Source organism: Levilactobacillus namurensis, assembly GCF_032197885.1.
In the GTDB taxonomy this organism is placed as follows: domain Bacteria; phylum Bacillota; class Bacilli; order Lactobacillales; family Lactobacillaceae; genus Levilactobacillus; species Levilactobacillus namurensis_A.
In genome coordinates this window covers 1,699,285-1,717,924 of the sequence record NZ_CP134159.1, presented here as the reverse complement: position 1 = coordinate 1,717,924, position 18,640 = coordinate 1,699,285, and the positions used below count along the sequence as shown (strand labels likewise).

Below are 18,640 nucleotides of genomic sequence, written 5' to 3'. Positions count from 1 at the left end.
AGTAAAATGAAATCTGTCTGTTGAATGAGGACAGAATCCTCACGGCTAAGTTGAAAGTTGGTTCAAACTTACCCGCAACCTCATGGTACCGCAATAGTATAAAAAAATCTATAATTAAGAAAAGTTTTTTTGCTAAATTTTTTAGAAGGGGTCGTTGTTTGTATGCAAAACGAAAAGCGTCCCGCCAATGCGCGGAACTGGTTATGGGTGATTTTGTTGGTTATCTTAGCGAACTTAGTGCAATTGCCCTTGGTACAACTCAGTCACGGCACCACAGGTCATCGGTTGGTCTGGGCGGTCATCTACCTGGGGGGCTTCGGCATCGCCGTTGGGTTAGCCGCTTGGCGGTACCGCAAGCTCTGGCGGACCTACCATTACCGGCGGTTGACCCGCCAGGATTGGAAGCTAATGGTCGGGGCTTACTTGGCGATGCTGGTGGCCGAAGAAGGCTTGAACTACTTAAACATGGCCTTAGCGCACCAGACCACCACGGCGAATAACCGCGCCATCGCAACCTTGATGGGGCAGAGCCCCTGGGTCATGGTCCTGATGGCCACCACGGCGATCTGTGCGTCACCGTTTCTAGAAGAGTTCACCTTCCGGGGCATTTTGATGGATGGGTGCCTGAGTGGCATGGGGCGTTGGTTGCCAATCCTGGGCAGCGCGATTGCCTTTTCACTGGTCCACTTGAGTACCACGTGGGTCAGCGGGCTCCTGTACGCAGTTATGGGGGGCACGTTCGCCTACGTCTACCAACGGACGGGTAAGATTCAGGCAACCATCGTCCTGCACGGCTTCAATAACCTGCTGGCGATGGGGTTATTAGTCTTAACGCTCTAAGCGTACCGGTGCTTATCGATGGATTCGCTAAAAGGCCGTCGTGACTGATGCTTACCGGGTTTTGGTTAGCCAAGGGGTAGTGGCCTTCATCCGCCTTACCGGTTGGGCCTGAAGAGGCTGGAGCGTGGTGGGCACAACTTGAAGCCAAAGAGCGGTCTTCAAGATTGTCGTTTGGGTAAGCCAGCTCAGAACGCTGACTAACCCAAACGACACCACTGAGCCTCTTCAGACCCAACCTCACGGCTAAATTGAGCGTATCAAAAACGGTGTTTCCTGACGTCCGAAATTGGAAATATCAACATGGGGGACTGTTAAAACCAAATAATCAGACCGGGGCTCGAATCAAGTGTATCCATCATCAGATGCTTGGTTGGTTTGTACCATGATTACAAACGCTTGACGGTCTGATTCACACAAACGACCACTGTGACCTTATCCTGTTTAGGATGGGGTTTTTCATTGATAATAGTCGTCAATAATATGCCTGGATAACCGTGGCCTAATGGTGAACACTATGGTTACACGGCGTTCCAGCCTGGTCTGGCCGTCCAGTAAGGCGGATGACGACTGCAACTGTTTGGCTTTACAGAGCTAATCTTAGAAGGTGTACCAGGATTAAAAATGCTAGCCAAACTCATCCGTCGATGGGTCAGGCTAGCATTTAGTGTGTCGTTTGTTTGTCGATCAGTTGATTGTCACTCACGTGGTCGAGCTGGTTCTTGACCGTGATGAGATCCGTCATCAGGGTTTGAATCTCGTGGTCGGACATGCCCAACATGGTCTGGCATTGGCCGATGCGTTGGTAGACTTCGTCGCGCTTAGCCGTTGCCATGGACGTCAGGTGAATCAGGACTTGTCGTTCGTCGGTACGACTTCGAACCCGCGTGACCCAACCCTGTTTTTCAAGTCGCTTCAGCAGGGGCGTTAACGTACCGCTATCGAGTTCCAGGCGGTCACCTAATTGGTGGACCGTCAGCGGGGCGTCTTCCCAGAGTGCTAGTAGCGCGATGTATTGAGGATAGGTCAGTCCAAAGGGTGCCAAGGCACTTTGATAGAAGTGATTAAATTTTTTACTGGCAGAGTAGATGGAAAAACACAGTTGTTCATCCAAGAGTACTGGTGGGACTTTAGCCATGTCCAAGGCCTCCTTTTATTTCGATTTCAATAGTATTGTATACAATTTAATTGCCATTAGCAAGGAAAAGTAATCACGGCTTGTGAAAAATGAAGACTCACATTTTTTAGATTCCGTAACATCATCCTGATTATAAACTAGGGCGAACGATAAGTCGACTAATTATTGATGATTTAACTTATTTTTGTGAGCGATACCGATTGATGCCTGTGAAGTCGAGGCTGAATGACAGGAAAAATTCCCACAGGATGATCCTAGAGAGGCTGCAGAAGAAGTAGAAACTGCTCATTCCGGTAGTTCATACCTTAAACGCAAATATCCCCTAACCGGTCAAACGCTAGATTGCTCATGCTCCTGATAATGGGGCTGACTAGTGACGGGCTGGACGAAAACGTTGGGGCGGTGAGGCGTCGTTGGGGAGACAACATCTTTTTTCGACCAGACTCCTGCGGTATACTGGGGGCTACTGAGAGGGTGTGAGAGAATGATAAGATGGGTCCCATTTATGCTGGTTAGTTGCGGGTGGCTAGTCTTAGTGGTGAAAAATTGGCGAGCTCGTAACTGGCGAAGGGTCCTGTGGTGGCTAGGGTGCTGGGGCCTCAGTGCGCTGACCTGGACCCCAGTGGCCTTTTCCTTTGGGAGTGAGAGTCTCGGGAAGATTACCACCAGTCAATGGGGCGGTGGCGTCTGGGTCTTGATTCCCCTAGAGCCTGCCAGTATTGATACGTCCTTTTGGTTGAACGTGGTGATGACCTTCCCTCAAGGGGTCTTACTGAAGTGGAACTGGCCTCACTTGCGCTGGTCGCAAGTGATCGGCGTGGGGTTACTTACGGGACTGACCTTAGAAGGAGGGCAGGCCATCGGCAACGCGCTCGTGGCGCTGGGCCGGTGGGTCGACATCAACGACGTCTTGACGAACTGGACGGGGGTAGTCCTGGGCGCCTGTGCCTGTGCGTTAGTGGCCCGGTACAGTCACTGGCGATTGACAAGCCCGAAGCGGTAGTTCAGTATAGAGAAAAAGGACGTTAAATGGGGGAATTGACCAATGTTTATGACGACTGGTGGGCTGAACCGCTCACACGCGATTCAGGGAATCTTGACGGCGACGGCCCATGACATGTTACGCTCGGAAAAGCCCGATGAGTTTGAACGGTTTGACGCCTTATTCGACGAGGTTAAGCAACAACTGATGCAGCAGGCGCAGACTGCCGGTGCTGATGGCTTGATCGAGGTCCGGTTCAACACGGAAGTTGTGCAGATGAACGTGGCACCGAAGTTTCTGGTGGTCCACGGTTACGGAACGGCGATTAAGTTTCCGGAACAAAAAAATTCGAAATAAGGGTTCCCTTTTTTAACGGGATAGTGTAAGATATTATTTGTTGTTAAGAAATGCCCCGATGGCGGAACTGGCAGACGCGCAGCGTTCAGGTCGCTGTTTGGGTGACCAAGTACAGGTTCGAATCCTGCTCGGGGCATCAGTTAGCATCGGTAAACGTCCAGTGATGGGCGTTTTTTTATGGCAAAAAATAGGCGTTGCGGTCATGACCGCAACGCCTATTGAGCATCGTCAGAGTTTTTTCGAAATCGTGTAAGGCTTAGCGGGTTTGAACTTAGACTGCCCGTTATCGAGCTGTTGCTCCGCTAAGAAGATATCGAAGGAGGGCTCCCCTTTGTCACTCTTGACGACTAACACATGACCATCTTGACTGTGCCGTTCTTGGTAGATCTGCGCCGTTTGAACGGCTTCATGATAGTCGTGAAAGTTACCAATTGAATCACCAGGATTAAATAAAACAACTTCATCCATCACAATCATTCCTTTCGGGGCTAGCTGCTACCCTTAGTATACCGCAGAAGCGGGTCGGTGAAAACGGTATCACCTTACAAATTTGCATCCATCTTAAACGAAAGGGCGGAGAGCTCGGCGTTGGCCTGAACCAGCTTTCCAATCTGCTGTTGAGTGGTAGCCGTGAATTGAGCCGCCGTTTCCGCGTTGAAGGCTCCTAGGGCGTGAGCAGAAGGTTCCGGTAAAGCGTCACCGGCGGTAACCCGTTGAATCGCTTGGCTCTGGGTGGCCTTGATAAAGCTATCGATCAAAGCCCGGTTAGCGTGAAAGTGGTCTTCACTCAAAACTTCCAATAACTTGGCCTGCCAGTAAGGGTTGGTGGCACTGTAGTCCCCGTTGGCCTCGCTGTAGGCGTCACTGAGTTGGTCCCCCGTGGCAAAGAAGGGGACGTAGGGGTTGAAAGCAGGGTTACCGAAGGCTTGCCAGATGATTCCCGCGCGTTGCGGTGCCACGTTGCGCCGGAGCTGCAGAATGTGGCTGCTTTCGGTCCGGGCGAGGCCAATGGCTCGGAATTGGGTCTTTTCGGCTGAGGTCCCGCCACCTAACGGATCATAAGGGGTCTCTTGATAGTGCGACCCCAGAATAGCGGCCACGTCGTCGAGTCCGATCTTGTGCTCCGCGTGTTGGATGAAGGGCAATTCCATACTGGTTGGGTTCTCATAAGCGCTCGGTGTTAGCAACTGATGGCCGTACCAGACCCGGGGGGTATTATAATGGGCGTCTTGAATCGAGTGGGTGCCGAAGATGTGCCGGGAGTTAAAGCGCCCGCCGTCTGGGTTGAGTCGGTTGGCTTGGACGAATTGGCGAATACCCGGGGAGGTCAGGAAATCGGGGCTATCGAAGTCAACGTCTTCGATGGCCAGTTGGTTGGCAACTACGGCGTAGGCGTCGTCGGGGATGCGTTGGGCGACCCAGTGGTGGCCACTCACGACTTCCATGTACCAGACCTCATCGGGATCGCTGAACAGCACGCCGTTGGTTTCGGCGGCCCCCAGGGTGCTGACCAAGTGACCTAGGCGTTGGATGCCCGCCTGTGCGGAATCTACGTAGGGGAGCACCACGGTCAACATGGCGTCTTCGGCCAGTCCGTGGTCTAAGAGGGGGTCGACCCCCAGGACCCGGCTATTGGTATAGGCGCTTTCGGTCGCACTCATGGCGACGTTATGGGCGTTGATGCCACTTTCACCATAGTCGCCGGCGCTGGGGTCGTTATCGGGTACGGCGGAGTACTGGACCGCGTGGTCGGGCAGCGGCGTGGTGAACTGATTGCCCTTAGAGACAAAGGGATTTTCCCGGGGTTCGTCCGCGGGATGGATCACGGCTCGTTTCGGCCAAATAGCGACTCCGTTGTCTTCGTTCCGTGCGATGAGCGTGCTACCGTCTAACGTAGCGAGTTTACCGGCCAAAAAAGACGTGCAAGCTTGGTGAGTCTGGTGAGTCATAGAAATCTCCTCCTAACTAGAATGTATAATCACCTTCAATATACACCACTCCTGCAGGGTCGCAAAGCGTCTTTTACCAGTGTTACGTGAGAATTTGATAGAATAGGTCTATACGGCAATAACGGTTGTGTGGTCAAAGCACGAATACCCACGGGGGTAATTTCGACAATCGTGGTGTACAATGGGTTGCATAGAAAGAAGGAATCTTCATGGGAGAGGTCATTACAGCGCACCACCATACGCTGACTCGTGAGTTGGAGTGTGTGTCTCAGGTGCCGATTTTTCAGGAATTGAATCAGGAACAGCGAACATCGATTGCCAAGGTCACCCGTCCCATCCACGCGCAGAAGGGGGAGACCATCTACCGGCCGGAAGAGGTGTCACAGACCCTGTACATCGTGAACGTGGGTCAGGTGCGGCTATACCACTTAGGTGAGGACGGTAAGGAACGGGTCTTGCGGGTCTTGAATCCCGGCGACTTCATTGGAGAGATTGCCTTATTTACTGATGAAATTCACCAGGACTACGCCGAGGCGACTAAGACGACTGAGCTGTGTACCATCTCGCGGACGTCGTTGACCGAACTACTGGACCGGGTTCCACCACTGGCGCTGTCGTTGTTAGGGGCGTTGGCCGTTCGGTTACGGGTCGCCCAGCGGCAGGCCACGTTACTGGCGATTCCCGATGCGTTACCCCGTTTAGCGGGCTATCTGCTAGAACTTAGTCACCAGAAGGTGGGGACCTTGACGCTGCCGATGAGTAAGCAGGACTTGGCCGCGTACCTGGGGATGACGCCGGAGTCGTTAAGTCGGAAGCTGAAGCAGCTGGTGACGGCGGGGGCCGTAGCCACGATTGGCCGGCGTCAATTGACCATTTTGGACCTGAAGGCGCTACGTGAAATGGCCCCACAATGACCCATTGTTAGCTATCCGGTTAAGAATCGTTAATAATATGGTATTCCCAAAATAAATTTGCTAAAATGATGGGTGTTGTGTTTTGTGTTTTATTGAGACAATGAAGGACTTTTTAAAGAGAGAATAAATTCAAAGGGGATACGCACATGTGTGGATTCGTTGGTTATGTGAACCAAAAGGATGTACCCGCAACGACGATTAACGATATGGCGGACCGCATCAAACACCGGGGGCCCGACGACGAGGCCTACTTTAGCGACGATCAAGCCGTGATGGGTTTCCGGCGGTTGTCAATCATTGACTTAGCTCACGGGAAGCAACCGATGTACAACCGGGACCAGACCAAGGTCTTGACCTTTAATGGTGAAATTTATAACTACCAAGAGATTCGGGCGGACCTGCAAAAGCTGGGATACGAGTTCAAGACGGACGTTGATTCCGAAGTCCTGATTCACGGGTACGATGCCTGGGGGCCTAAGCTGTTGGACCGGCTACGGGGAATGTATGCCTTTGTCATCTACGACAAGGTCAAGAACGAAGTCTTCGGGGCACGGGACCACTTCGGGATCAAGCCGTTGTACTACTACGACGATGGCGATACCTTCTTGTGGGCGTCAGAAATCAAAGCGTTCTTGGAACACCCGAACTTCAAAAAGGAATTCAACGAAGAACTCTTACCGATTCACTTGAGCTTTGAGTTCATCCCATCACGGGATACCATGTTTAAGCACGTCTACAAGCTATTGCCGGGGCAATACTTCCTGCACCGTAACGGGAAGACGGAGACGCACCGGTACTTCAAGTTCAGCTACGACCATATCGACAACAGCCAAACGGTCGAAGAAGACGCGAAGAAGATTCGCAAGATCGTCGACGAGTCGGTGGACGCGCACATGATTGCCGACGTGGAAGTGGGGAGCTTCTTATCTAGTGGGATTGACTCCTCCTACGTGTTGAACGAAGCGGCGAAGTTAAAGCCAATTCAATCCTTCTCCTTAGGGTTTAAGAATTCCAAGTACAGCGAACTGAGCTGGTCGACGGAATTCGCGAAGGAAATCAAGCAAAAGAATACGCCGCTCTACATGACGGGGGACGACTACTTCGATATTCTGCCAACCATCATGTACTACATGGACGAACCTTTATCCAACCCGTCCGCGATGCAGCTGTACTACCTGTCTAAGGGGACGCGGAAGAGCGTGAAGGTGGCCTTATCTGGTGAAGGTGCCGATGAATTCTTCGGCGGGTACAACACCTACCTGGAAGCCATTCCGTTCGAACGTTACCAGAAGTGGGTCCCATCACCGATTCGGAAGATGTTGGGAGGAATTGCCGAACACCTGCCACGGTTCCATGGTCGGCGGTTCTTAGTTCGAGGAGCAGAACCGTTGAGTGAACGGTATTACCGAGTTAACTACGTCTTCGATTACTACGACCGGAGCAAGATTCTGAAGAACCCGAAGTTGAACCAAGACGCGGGGGCTTACACCCAGCACCTCTTCGACGATGTGAAGGGCTTGGATGAGATGACCCAGATGCAATACTTCGATATCAACACCTGGTTGCCGTACGATATCCTGCACAAGGCTGACCGAATGAGTATGGCCAACTCGCTGGAAGTCCGGACCCCGTTGGTCGATAAGGAAGTGGCGAAGTTTGCCGCGACCATGCCGGTCAAGACCCGGATTCACGCGGACGAGACTAAGGTCTCCCTGCGGACTGCGGCCGAAGCCGAATTGCCAGAACGGGTCGCTAAGAAGGAAAAGATGGGCTTCCCATCCCCAATCGCGACCTGGATCAAGGAAGAACCTTACAAGTCACGGATTATCGAAGCGTTCAACTCCGATGTGGCCCACAAGTTCTTCAATACGGATGCGTTGATGGAGATTCTGCACGAACACATCAACGGTAAGTCCAGCATGCAAAAGATCTTCACCATCTACACGTTTATCCTCTGGTACGAAGTTTACTTCCCAGAAGAGACCACGGCGAAGACTATTGACTTAGTTCACCGGACCCAAATCTAAAGCTCGGCCAGTGAGGTGTTTGCCTCATTAGCTACCCATCAAGGTTGCTAGTGACTCGGTCACTAACAACCTTGTTTTAGTCTCTGGAACCCAGGCCGTATATTCTAAGCCCAAAATTTGTTAAGATAGTGTTGCATAGTCAGCAAGCCCCTCGACAAGCCACTAGCAAACTTGCTATGGTGAAGACTGGTTAGCTGGTTGACTGGTGGGGCCCCTGAATGGGGAAGCCCAGCCGGGATTAAAAAAGAGAATTCAAACCGGCCGGTCAGTCAGACTGGTTGGAAGTTGCGAAGGGACTTTAGTAGTTATGGAAACGAATGGCGTAAAATTTACCCCGGTCTTACTGGGGAGTGACTTTAACGTTTACGGGATGGCCCGGTCGTTTTATGATCTGTACCATGAACCCGTACAGGCTTTTGCCAGTATCCAATTGGCACCGACCCGCTTTACCAAGGTCGTGAACCTGGAACTGATCCCGGGGTTTGATGAAGACCCCGTTTGGATCGAGACCATGCGGAAATTAAAGGAACGGTACGCGGACCATCCGGAACCCGTGATCCTGATTGGGTGTGGGGATGGTTACGCAGAACTGATCAGTAAGCATAAGGCAGAGTTGGAAGACGTCTTTATCTGCCCGTATATCGATTATGACAAGTTGCGGCAACTGAACAACAAGGAAAATTTCTATAAGGTCTGTGACAAATACGGGTTGCCTTACCCGCACACGCGGATTATCACCAAGGAAGAGGCCACCAGCGGCGAGCCCATCGACCAGCCGTTTGGCTACCCCGTAGCGTTGAAGCCAGCCAACAGTGTCGAATGGTTGGACGTCCACTTCGAGGGCCGGAAGAAGGCCTTTCGGATTCAGTCGGCAGCGGAGTTCACCGACATTGTGGCCAAGATTTACCAAAACGGTTATACGTCCGACCTGATTTTACAGGACTTTATTCCTGGGGATGACAGTAACATGCGGGTCTTGAACGCCTACGTGGACCAATACCATCACGTGAAGATGATGTGTCTAGGACACCCGTTACTAGAGGACCCAGCGCCATCAGCGATTGGAAATTACGTAGCCATCATTCCGGAATATAACCAGACCATTTACCAAAACATCCAGAAGTTCCTAGAAGAGATCGAATTCACCGGTTACGCGAACTTTGACATGAAGTACGATGTGCGGGACCAGTCGTTTAAGTTGTTCGAAATCAACTTACGGCAGGGCCGTAGTAGCTTCTTCGTGACCCTGAACGGCTATAACCTGGCCGACTGGGTGGTCAAGGACTACGTCAAGCACAGCTTGGTTGACGCACCGACGGTCTACGGGAACCAGGACGAAGCCCAACACGCCTTATGGCTGGGTGTCCCGGTGAAGGTCTTCAAGCGTTATACGCGCGAGAATGCCGATAAGGACCGCGCCTTGAAGTTGATCGCGGCGGGCAAGTACGGCACCACGTACCGCTACGACCAGGACATGAACCTGAAGCGCTGGGCGTTGATCCAGTGGATGCAGCATAACTACACGGTAAACTTTAAGAAGTACTTTGCGGAAAATAAGGGGTAGAGACAATGCAAAAATTCTTTACGATTATGGGCGGCATGGGAACGATGGCCACCGAGAGTTATCTTCACCAGTTGAACCTGCGGACCCCCGCACGCGCTGATCAGGAGTATTTGAATTATATCTTAGTCAACCACGCGACGGTGCCGGATCGGACTGCCTATATCTTGGACCACACGCAAGCCAGTCCGTTACCCAGCTTGCTGGAGGATATTCAGCAGCAACGGCAATTAAAGCCGGCCTTCTTCACGTTGCCTTGCAACACCGCCCACTACTTCTACGATGATTTGCAGCAAGCCGCAGGGGAGATTCCCATCCTGCACATGCCGCGGGAGACGGTCAAGGAGATTCAACGGAAGTTCCCCAACGCGAAGCGCATCGGCATCACGGGTACGCGCGGGACGATTGCGGATAAGATCTATGAAAATGAGATCAAGCGCGTCGGTTTGACACCGGTCTTACCGACAGAGGCCATTGAAGACCAGACCATGACGCTGATTTACCACGATATCAAGGAACGCGACCAGGTCGATGCGGCTCTGTTCCACCGGATTGTTCAAGAGATGATCGAGGACCAACAGGCCGACGTGGTCATCTTAGGGTGCACGGAGCTCTCGTTGGCTCAGGAACGGGAACCGGAAACCAAGTACCCTGTAGCGGATAGCCAGTCCGTTTTAGTTGACCGGACTTTGGAGCTGGCCACTAAGTTACGGCAAGCACCGGATGAAGCTTAGTAGCACGTGACGCTCAAAAAGACGTTTAAACGATAGGAGATAGTCCTACGTTTAAACGCCTTTTTAAGTGACCTTATTTGAATGCTAAGGTTAAGCCCAGACAGACCGTGACTAACCCGACGATCCCCATGACCCAGTAGATGAAGTGGGGAGTATCCCGTTCGATTTTGCGACCGAAACTGACTTCAATCAACGCAATCGTGGCGATACCCAGGGCGAACTTAAGGCTGATCAGGAGTGGGGCGTGGCCGAACGTGCGAATACTTAAGACCACGCCACTGATAATCATGACCAGATACGCGCAACGGGCTAGTAGGAGAAACTGGGTCACGCGTTTTTCAGAATGTCGCGTTAAACCCAGTAAAACGGCAATGGTCAAGACGACCCAAGTCCAGAAGTGCAGTGCTAACCACATCTCATCGCTTCCTTCCCCTAACTTTTAACTTAAGCGTACCATATTGGGGGGCGGGCTGCTCGTATCTTACGGGAATGACGGAAAAACTTAAGCAAAACCTGAGAATTGATTGGTCAATGACCAAAGCAACGTCCTAGGATTCCGGGTAGGGCACCTAGTGCGACGCCCTGACGCTTCTTTACCTTCTAAAAAATCCCTTCTTTCGAACGGCTTGGCCGTTGAAAGGAGGGATTTTTGGGTGATGCTTTAACGCTTTACGGGATTAGTTCCAAGTCAAGCTGGATGCTAAAGCCCAGTAAGTCTTGTTGTTAATGACCACGCGGTACCAGGTGGTGCCATCCGTGGACTTGACGCCTCGCTTGTTGATGGCGGCTGGCGTCCCAGCTGCGAAGTCTTGCGTGTGGGCGATAGTCTTGGACAGGTACTTGGAGTTCAAGACGTGGTTGTATAGTGGCGTATTCGTTGCGGTCTTGACCTTTGGCGAGCCACTAGCGTCGCTGTAAGTGACGCCAGGGAAGTGGAGGACCTTGCTGTAGACCCAGTACTTGGCCTTGGCGTTCTTCGAGAAGCGAATCCGGTACCAAGTGGTCTTCCCGTTCTTGATGCCGCGGCTGTCGACGAAGACCCGCGTGCCACGGTGGTCGCTACTCAATCTGCCCCAGCCAATCTTATGAGCGCCCTTGGTGCCCTTAACGTGGTTGTAGACGGTCCAGTTCGTGTAGTTCGACGTCAACGTGGCCGTTTCGTTGTTGCCCCCGTGGTTGTACCGCACGGAAGTCGTGGTGGCGGTGTGTTGAGTGGAACTCGGGGCCGTGGTGGTCGAGCTGCTGGAAGAGCTGTTCGTGGCGGCACTCGAGCTGGAGCTGCTGTTGGCATTGCTGCTGTCAGCAACCGAGTTCCCCGACAACTTCGCGTATTGCGTGTTGACCAAATCGATGAAGTTACTCATGTTGTAGGTCGTTCCGAAGTAATTCCGGGCATTCGTGGACCAGTAGCCGTCCGGATCACTGTGGTTGGTGCCTCCCAGGCGATTAGAAACGTCGTGGTGGGACAGAACCGTGGTGTACCGCTTAGGCGTGAGGCCGTATTGCTTAAGGATGTAGGCGGTGTAGTACGCACCGTTGTTCAGTTCCTTGGCGAAAGCGGCCTTGGAGTGGACTTCGACTTGTTCGAATTGAACGTACCGTTGGTTGGCGACGGGACCCGCTCCCCAGCAGAGGTACTTGGTGTTCGCCACGTTGATGATGTTGCTGGCGTCGACGAACGTGTGCACGAAGGCGTTTTGGTAATTCCGCTTCATAAACGAGATTTCGTTAAAGATTGTGGAATTTGGGTTGGCCGTTTCGTGGACCACGACACCCTCTGGTTTGCCGTTGCGGTAGTTGTACTTAGGGAACCCGGACCAAATCTGCTTGGTGATCGAAGGGGTCGCGTAGTGCTGGTTTGCGATGTAGTCGTTAATGCTGTTCGCACTAGCGGGCGTTGCACTGAGTAACAGTCCCAGACAACCAGCCGTTAGGGCAGCTCCCCGGGCTGCCCAATGTTGCCATTTTTTCATATTCGCATTCTCCTCCTATATATGTAAGTCATTTCTAAAAAACACGGATCACAACGCCTTGATTATAACGTATCTTGTGAAGGTTGGGTATGATTTACCGTTAGCGACGGTTAGCGGGATTGTTCGTGAACCTCCGTGATTTTAAGGCGGCATGACCATGAATTAAAATGAATGGTCGGCTTTTTGACGATTTCATGAAAATTACCGATTAATCCGTTCGTGATTGTGAGATTATTTCAAACTTCTTACAATTCGGTTGCGAGTCTGGGACACTCCGCTTGCGGTGGTCGCCAAACTTGACTATAATGAAACATTGCATGATGAAGGGAGCGACTAGGGATGGCCGAAGAAGAAGATCAATCAGGCATCAAGGTTGGCGATTACGTAGCAGCGAAGAAGTTTGGACCCTTGGAACACGACTTCACGGGTGAGGTCACCAAGGTGTATACAAATTCAGTGCTGGTTGAGATCCGTCAGTATGATCCCAAGGATAAAACCGCGGTAGACGACATGAATAATCGGGCAGTTGTCCGCAAAAGTGAAGCCAAGGTAACCGCAGCCCCAAAGGATTCTCAAGCATAAAAATCAATTTCTTGAATTTTTTTACAAAAAAGTACTGACAACTCCAAAAAGGTATGCTATACTTTTTTGTGTTGTGCGGGTGTAGTTTAGTGGTAAAATCCAAGCTTCCCAAGCTTGTGTCGCGGGTCCGATTCCCGTCACCCGCTTTCGAATGAGAGGCGGCCAATTGGTCGTCTTTCTTACTATTATCATTCGAAAGTTAAGCCAAACAGAAAAGTAGCGTTAAGATTGACGATTGAGCGAATCCGGGATGGTGGAAGCCGGAGATGGTCACTGACGTGAACGGACTGGTTGGATAAGTTAAACAAATCATTTAAGTGGACTTTTAAGTCAATTAGAGTGGTACCGCGGGTGAAACTCGTCTCTTACAGGTTATAATACTTGTATGAGGCGAGTTTTTTTATCCCACGGGATACCGCCGATTAAGGAGGAATTCGTATGGATTATAAACAACAGGTAACGGATGCACTGGTTAAGGCCCTCGATGGTCAACTGACCGCCGACGAGATCAGTAGTAAGCTGGAACGTCCCAAGACGTCAGACAAAGGGGATTTAGCGTTCCCAACGTTCACGTTAGCTAAGACGCTGCACCAAGCACCCCAACAGATTGCCCAAGATTTAGCAGGTAAGTTGGACCAGACTGGTTTTGACAAGGTAGAAGTTGTTGGCCCATACCTGAACTTCTTCTTCGATAAGGCGGCTTACAGTGAAGCCACGCTGAACACGGTCCTGACGCAGGGTGCCGACTACGGTCAAAACCAAGACGGTGCAAACGGGAACGTGCCGATTGATATGTCCTCACCAAACATTGCCAAGCCTATGTCCATGGGGCACTTGCGGTCAACGGTAATCGGAAACTCGATTGCTGAGATCCTGAAGAAGAACGGTTACCACCCAATCAAGGATAACCACTTGGGTGACTGGGGAACGCAATTCGGGAAGCTGATCACGGCTTACAAGCTGTGGGGGAACGAAGAAGACGTGAAGAAGGATCCCATCAACAAGTTGGTGGAATACTACGTTCGTTTCCACAAGGAAGACGTCGACAAGCCTGAACTGGATGATGAAGCGCGGGAATGGTTCCGGAAGCTGGAAAACGGCGACCAAGAAGCCCACGACCTGTGGCAATGGTTCCGGGAAGTCTCCTTGCAAGAATTCAACGACATTTACAAGGTCTTGGGTGTCGAATTCGATACCTACAACGGTGAAGCCTTCTACAACGACAAGTTAGCAGAAGTTGTTCAACTCTTGAAGGATGACCACCTGTTGGTTGAATCCCAAGGCGCCCAAGTGGTCGACTTGGAGAAGTACGACCTGAACCCAGCGCTGATTTTGAAGAGTGACGGTGCTTCGCTGTACATCACGCGGGATATCGCAACGGCACTCTACCGTGACCGGACTTACCACCCAGTCAAGAACTTATACGTGGTGGGTTCTGAACAGATGTATTACTTCAAGCAATTGAAGGCGGTTCTGGAAGAGATGAAGGTGCCTTCTGCTAAGGACTTGCACCACATTCCGTTTGGCCTGATCACCGTGGATGGGAAGAAGTTATCCACGCGTTCTGGTCGGATCATCCTGTTGGCCGATGTCTTACACGACTCCGTCAAGATGGCCCAAGAAGAAATCGTGGAGAAGAACCCAACGTTGGCAAACAAGGAAGAAGTTGCCAAGCAGGTCGGGGTCGGAGCCATTGTCTTCGGTGACCTGAAGAACGAACGGATGAACAGTATTGACTTCGTCTTAGCGGACCAACTGAAGTTCGAAGGGGAAACGGGGCCTTACGTTCAATACGCCCGGGCCCGGGCCGAAAGTATCTTGCGGAAGGCTGCGGACGTAAACGTTCAAGCCAACGGTAACCAGATTACCGATCCAGAAGCTTGGGACACCATTAAGGCGTTAGCCGACTTCCCAGCCGTGGTTCGGATGGCGTGTGACGAATACGAACCATCCGTTGTTGCCAAGTACGCGATTCGGGTTGCTAAGAGCTTCAACAAGTACTACGCCCACACCAAGGTCTTAACCGACGATGCTGAATTACCAGCTCGGTTAGCCTTAGTCAAGGCAGTTTCAACGGTCATCAAGGAATCCCTACGTCTGTTAGGGGTTCAAGCACCGGACGAAATGTAATTAAAATGAAGGTGTGATTAAAAAGCGACTGCCCGCTGGGGTAGTCGCTTTTTTTGAGGCCACCTTGCTGATTAACGCCGGTGGGGCGGGTTATTTGGCTCACTAAACAAATCTGTGATGGGGGATGGCCGTAGGTGAACGGTAAAAAATAAAACGAATTATGAGAGAAGTTGCCTTTAAAGAAGGCGCCTTTTTGCGTTGAAAACGAATATTTGGTACACTAAGTTCATAAATATTCAAAGTCATGTGGCACAATCCGCATCCTTTGAGATTAGATCATGCAAGTTTATGCGGAGGGGGCCATTTTCATGAAAAAAAGCATTCGCCAAGCACGAATCGAACAGTTAATTAATCAGTATCCTATCGGAACCCAAGAGGAGCTGATGGAGCACTTGCAGGAAGTCGGGATTCAAGCAACCCAAGCAACCATTTCACGGGACATTCGGGAGATGCAGATCGTGAAGGCCCAGGATGGCCACGGCCATCTGCGCTACACCATCTTCAAGGCGGGGAACCGCAGTGAAGAGGAGCATCTCCGCGAGACCATTAACGAGGTCGTGACGGGTCTAACGCGCGTTGAATTCGTGAACATCGTGCGGACGTTGCCCAGCAACGGGAACCTCCTGGCCGTGATTTTCGATGATCTTAACCTACCGGAGATTGCCGGTACGTTGGCCGGTCACGACACCATCTTTATTATCAGCCCCAGTGCGGAGGTCGCCAAGAAGCTTCACGACCGCATCGCCGCTGAGATGAATCCAGAAATCGCCCATTAACGTGACGGACAGGAGACCCAGTAAGGTCGTCCTGTCCGTTTTTATTTTGGGTTAAGCTAAGTTAAAGGTTCATAAAATTTGCCCTGAAAACTAGCGTGCCGTCCAGTCTATGCTATGATAGGAACATCATGACACTTGAGTAGAAGAGGCTATCGAAAAATGAATAACCAACAACCAAATCCAGGCACCGGTTTCAAAAACCGTTTCAAGCGGCTTTGGCGCCGGTTTCAGTTGACGCGGTGGCTGATTGTCATCGTGTTGACGGGAATCTTCCTGATGAGCGGTTACCTGACCTTCATGGCCAAGACCACCGACGTTGGGAACCTAAAAGCATCACTAGAGAATCCGACGAAAATCTATGATCGCCAGAATCGCAAGGCCGGGACGTTGTATTCCCAGAAGGGGACTTACGTGCCGCTAACGCAGATTTCGACCAACGTTCAACACGCGGTCATTTCTACTGAAGACCGGAATTTCTACCACGAACACGGCTTCTCCATTAAGGGGATTGCCCGGGCATTTTACCTGTATGGGAAGAATAAGCTGTTACGCCGCGACTATATTAGTGGTGGGGGGAGTACGCTGACCCAACAACTGGTGAAGAACGCCTACCTGACACAAGAACAGACGTTTACCCGAAAGTTCAAGGAGCTGTTCTTATCCGTAGAGGTCGAGAACGTCTACAGTAAGCAGGATATTCTTTCGATGTATCTGAACAACGCCTACTTTGACAAGGGCGTTTGGGGGGTCCAAGATGCCGCTGAGCGGTACTTTGGCACCTCGGCTGAGAACTTAACGGTCCCGCAAGCTGCGACCTTAGCCGGTATGCTGAGCAATCCTAGCGGGTTCAACCCCGTTGATCACCCGCAAGCTTCTCGCCAGCGCCGGAACTTAGTGCTGGGGTTGATGGCGGAAACGGGGGCCATTACCAACGCTCAGGCCAAGCAGTACCAGGCGACCGCGCTGACCACCAACGACAATTACACCTACAAGAATACCTATAAGTATCCGTACTTCTTCGATGCGGTAATTAACGAGGCTATCAGTAAGTACGGGCTGACCGAATCTGAGATTATGAACCGGGGCTACAAGATCTATACCACCCTGGACCAGAATAATCAGACGCAGATGCAGACCCTATTTAAAAATGACAACTACTTCCCCGCCAATGCTAGCGACGGAACTAAGGTCCAGGCCGCCAGCATTGCCATTGACCCCAACACCGGAGGCGTCGAAGCCGTCGTCGGTGGCCGGGGGAAACACGTCTTCCGGGGCTATAACCGGGCAACGCAGATGCGCCGTCAGCCCGGGTCGACGATCAAGCCGCTAGCGGTCTACACGCCGGCGTTAGAGAACGGCTACTACTATGATTCGCAATTGACGGATAAGAAGAAGTCTTACGGGACCAACAACTATACGCCGCACAACTACGGGGGCGTCTACAGCGGTAAGATTCCGATGTACCAAGCCCTGGCGCAGAGTACGAACGCGCCAGCAGTCTGGTTATTGAACAAGATTGGTGTTGATAAGGGGTACGAGTCGGTCAAGAAGTTCGGCCTACCCGTGACCAAGTCGGATAAGAACCTGGCCTTAGCGCTGGGGGGCTTGAAGACCGGGGTCTCGCCCCAGCAGTTAGCGCAAGCCTACACGGCGTTCGCCAACAGTGGTCAGATGCGTTCGGCCCACTATATTCGGAAAATCGTAGACGCTTCGGGTAACGTGGTGGTCGATACCCAGGATTCAGCGGCCAAGACCACGCGCGTCATGTCCAGTAAGACGGCTAAGCAGATGACCAGTATGATGATGGGCGTCTTCAATTACGGGACTGGGGCGTCCGCTAAGCCGTATGGGTACACGATTGCCGGTAAGACCGGGAGTACCGAAGCCGACGGAGACGCCGACGCGACCCGGGATAAGTGGATCGTGGGCTACACCCCAGACGTGGTGGTAACCACTTGGGAAGGCTTTGACAGCACCAGTAGTAAGCACCACTTGGAAGACGTCAGTGGCGTGGGGGAAGGCCCCTTATTCCAAGCCGAACTCCAGGGCATCCTGCCGAATACCAAGGGCACGTCCTTTGATACCCAAGACGCGTCGACCTTAGCTAAGGGCGAAAGTACAGGCGGGTCTACCAGCGATATCTGGGACCAGGTTCAACAGGGCCTCGATAACGCAGGAAAGTCGTTCAACAACGCGGCGGATAAGGTGAAGTCGTGGTGGGAGAAGGCTAAGTCCTACGTGGAGTAGTCAATTCTTCACTAGGGTCAGCGGTCAAAACATGGTACACTTGATAAGTAAACGATTTTATTGAGGAGGAACCACCACTATGGCTGAAAATTTACACGACTTAGGGAACCAGGTGGCCGAAGCATTAAAGGCCACCCCAGACTACCAGGCCCTTCAAAAAGCATTCGCAACCATGAAGGCTGATGCCGAAACCTACAAGTTGTTCCAAGAATTCCAACAATTACAAGGGACTTTACAACAAAAGCAAATGGCTGGTCAAAAGTTGACCGAAGACGAGTTGAAGCACGCGCACGACTTGGCCGAAAAAGTCTCCAAGATCGAGTCCATCAAGGACTTAATGGAAACTGAACGGGGAGTCAACCAGATCTTATCAGATCTTAACCAGACCATTACGCAACCAATTCAAGATCTCTACCAGGGTTAATCCCCGGTG

The 18,640-nt window shown here is 51.7% G+C and carries 17 protein-coding genes and 2 tRNA genes; 14 read left to right on the top strand and 5 right to left on the bottom strand.

What is annotated here, in order from left to right; all coding sequences use genetic code 11:
* Positions 1–162: 162 nt before the first annotated feature.
* On the top strand, positions 163–840 hold the full coding sequence (locus RIN67_RS08225; RefSeq protein WP_264999246.1) for a CPBP family intramembrane glutamic endopeptidase: 678 nt from the start codon (positions 163–165) through the stop codon (positions 838–840).
* Between the two features lie 661 nt (positions 841–1,501).
* On the opposite strand, the gene RIN67_RS08220 is transcribed toward RIN67_RS08225, so the two are convergent.
* A complete protein-coding gene (locus RIN67_RS08220; RefSeq protein ID WP_056944537.1) occupies positions 1,502–1,975 on the bottom strand; it encodes a MarR family winged helix-turn-helix transcriptional regulator in 474 nt (157 codons plus the stop codon).
* A gap of 535 nt (positions 1,976–2,510) precedes the next feature.
* Between RIN67_RS08220 and RIN67_RS08215 the strand changes: the two genes are divergently transcribed.
* From RIN67_RS08215 to RIN67_RS08205, 3 genes are all read left to right on the top strand, one after another.
* A complete protein-coding gene (locus tag RIN67_RS08215; RefSeq protein WP_264999247.1) occupies positions 2,511–2,978 on the top strand; it encodes a VanZ family protein in 468 nt (155 codons plus the stop codon).
* Positions 2,979–3,020: 42 nt separating this feature from the next.
* Positions 3,021–3,314, top strand: coding sequence for a heavy metal-binding domain-containing protein (locus RIN67_RS08210; RefSeq protein WP_024746015.1), 294 nt, complete (start codon positions 3,021–3,023; stop codon positions 3,312–3,314).
* Between the two features lie 52 nt (positions 3,315–3,366).
* Positions 3,367–3,450: transfer RNA gene (locus tag RIN67_RS08205), tRNA-Leu, on the top strand.
* A 92-nt stretch (positions 3,451–3,542) separates the two neighbouring features.
* Here the strand turns inward: RIN67_RS08205 and RIN67_RS08200 are convergent.
* Together RIN67_RS08200 and RIN67_RS08195 are read right to left on the bottom strand one after the other, a co-directional pair.
* On the bottom strand, positions 3,543–3,782 hold the full coding sequence (locus tag RIN67_RS08200) for a hypothetical protein (protein ID WP_024746016.1): 240 nt from the start codon (positions 3,780–3,782) through the stop codon (positions 3,543–3,545).
* Between the two features lie 74 nt (positions 3,783–3,856).
* Complete coding sequence (locus RIN67_RS08195) at positions 3,857–5,263, bottom strand: C69 family dipeptidase (protein ID WP_264999248.1); 1,407 nt, start codon at positions 5,261–5,263, stop codon at positions 3,857–3,859.
* A gap of 209 nt (positions 5,264–5,472) precedes the next feature.
* Between RIN67_RS08195 and RIN67_RS08190 the strand changes: the two genes are divergently transcribed.
* The 4 genes from RIN67_RS08190 (at position 5,473) to RIN67_RS08175 (ending at position 10,499) form a co-directional block, all read left to right on the top strand.
* A complete protein-coding gene (locus tag RIN67_RS08190; RefSeq protein WP_264999249.1) occupies positions 5,473–6,177 on the top strand; it encodes a Crp/Fnr family transcriptional regulator in 705 nt (234 codons plus the stop codon).
* Positions 6,178–6,323: 146 nt separating this feature from the next.
* A complete protein-coding gene (gene asnB / locus RIN67_RS08185) occupies positions 6,324–8,204 on the top strand; it encodes an asparagine synthase (glutamine-hydrolyzing) (protein ID WP_264999250.1) in 1,881 nt (626 codons plus the stop codon).
* A 307-nt stretch (positions 8,205–8,511) separates the two neighbouring features.
* A complete protein-coding gene (locus RIN67_RS08180) occupies positions 8,512–9,768 on the top strand; it encodes a carboxylate--amine ligase (protein ID WP_107739164.1) in 1,257 nt (418 codons plus the stop codon).
* A gap of 5 nt (positions 9,769–9,773) precedes the next feature.
* A complete protein-coding gene (locus RIN67_RS08175; RefSeq protein ID WP_264999251.1) occupies positions 9,774–10,499 on the top strand; it encodes an aspartate/glutamate racemase family protein in 726 nt (241 codons plus the stop codon).
* Between the two features lie 73 nt (positions 10,500–10,572).
* Here the strand turns inward: RIN67_RS08175 and RIN67_RS08170 are convergent, their stop codons facing one another.
* Both RIN67_RS08170 and RIN67_RS08165 read right to left on the bottom strand, forming a co-directional pair.
* Positions 10,573–10,914 carry a DUF1516 family protein gene (locus tag RIN67_RS08170; RefSeq protein ID WP_024746022.1) on the bottom strand — a complete coding sequence of 114 codons (342 nt, stop codon included), beginning with the start codon at positions 10,912–10,914 and terminating at the stop codon, positions 10,573–10,575.
* 262 nt (positions 10,915–11,176) lie between these two features.
* Positions 11,177–12,472: a peptidoglycan recognition protein family protein gene (locus RIN67_RS08165; RefSeq protein WP_264999252.1), complete on the bottom strand. Its 1,296-nt coding sequence runs from the start codon at positions 12,470–12,472 to the stop codon at positions 11,177–11,179.
* Between the two features lie 339 nt (positions 12,473–12,811).
* Here RIN67_RS08165 and RIN67_RS08160 point away from each other — a divergent pair, with 339 nt between their 5' ends.
* The 6 genes from RIN67_RS08160 to RIN67_RS08135 all read left to right on the top strand — a co-directional run bounded on the left by RIN67_RS08160 (position 12,812) and on the right by RIN67_RS08135 (position 18,631).
* Positions 12,812–13,054, top strand: a complete 243-nt coding sequence (locus tag RIN67_RS08160) for a DUF2187 domain-containing protein (RefSeq protein ID WP_024746024.1) — start codon at positions 12,812–12,814, stop codon at positions 13,052–13,054.
* A 75-nt stretch (positions 13,055–13,129) separates the two neighbouring features.
* Positions 13,130–13,200 (top strand) — tRNA-Gly (locus tag RIN67_RS08155).
* A 292-nt stretch (positions 13,201–13,492) separates the two neighbouring features.
* On the top strand, positions 13,493–15,184 hold the full coding sequence (gene argS, locus RIN67_RS08150) for an arginine--tRNA ligase (protein ID WP_264999253.1): 1,692 nt from the start codon (positions 13,493–13,495) through the stop codon (positions 15,182–15,184).
* A gap of 308 nt (positions 15,185–15,492) precedes the next feature.
* Positions 15,493–15,960, top strand: coding sequence for an arginine repressor (locus RIN67_RS08145; RefSeq protein ID WP_024746026.1), 468 nt, complete (start codon positions 15,493–15,495; stop codon positions 15,958–15,960).
* Positions 15,961–16,119: 159 nt separating this feature from the next.
* Positions 16,120–18,207, top strand: coding sequence for a transglycosylase domain-containing protein (locus RIN67_RS08140; protein WP_264999254.1), 2,088 nt, complete (start codon positions 16,120–16,122; stop codon positions 18,205–18,207).
* A 79-nt stretch (positions 18,208–18,286) separates the two neighbouring features.
* Positions 18,287–18,631, top strand: a complete 345-nt coding sequence (locus RIN67_RS08135) for a YlbF/YmcA family competence regulator (protein WP_024746028.1) — start codon at positions 18,287–18,289, stop codon at positions 18,629–18,631.
* The last annotated feature ends 9 nt before the right edge of the window (positions 18,632–18,640 follow it).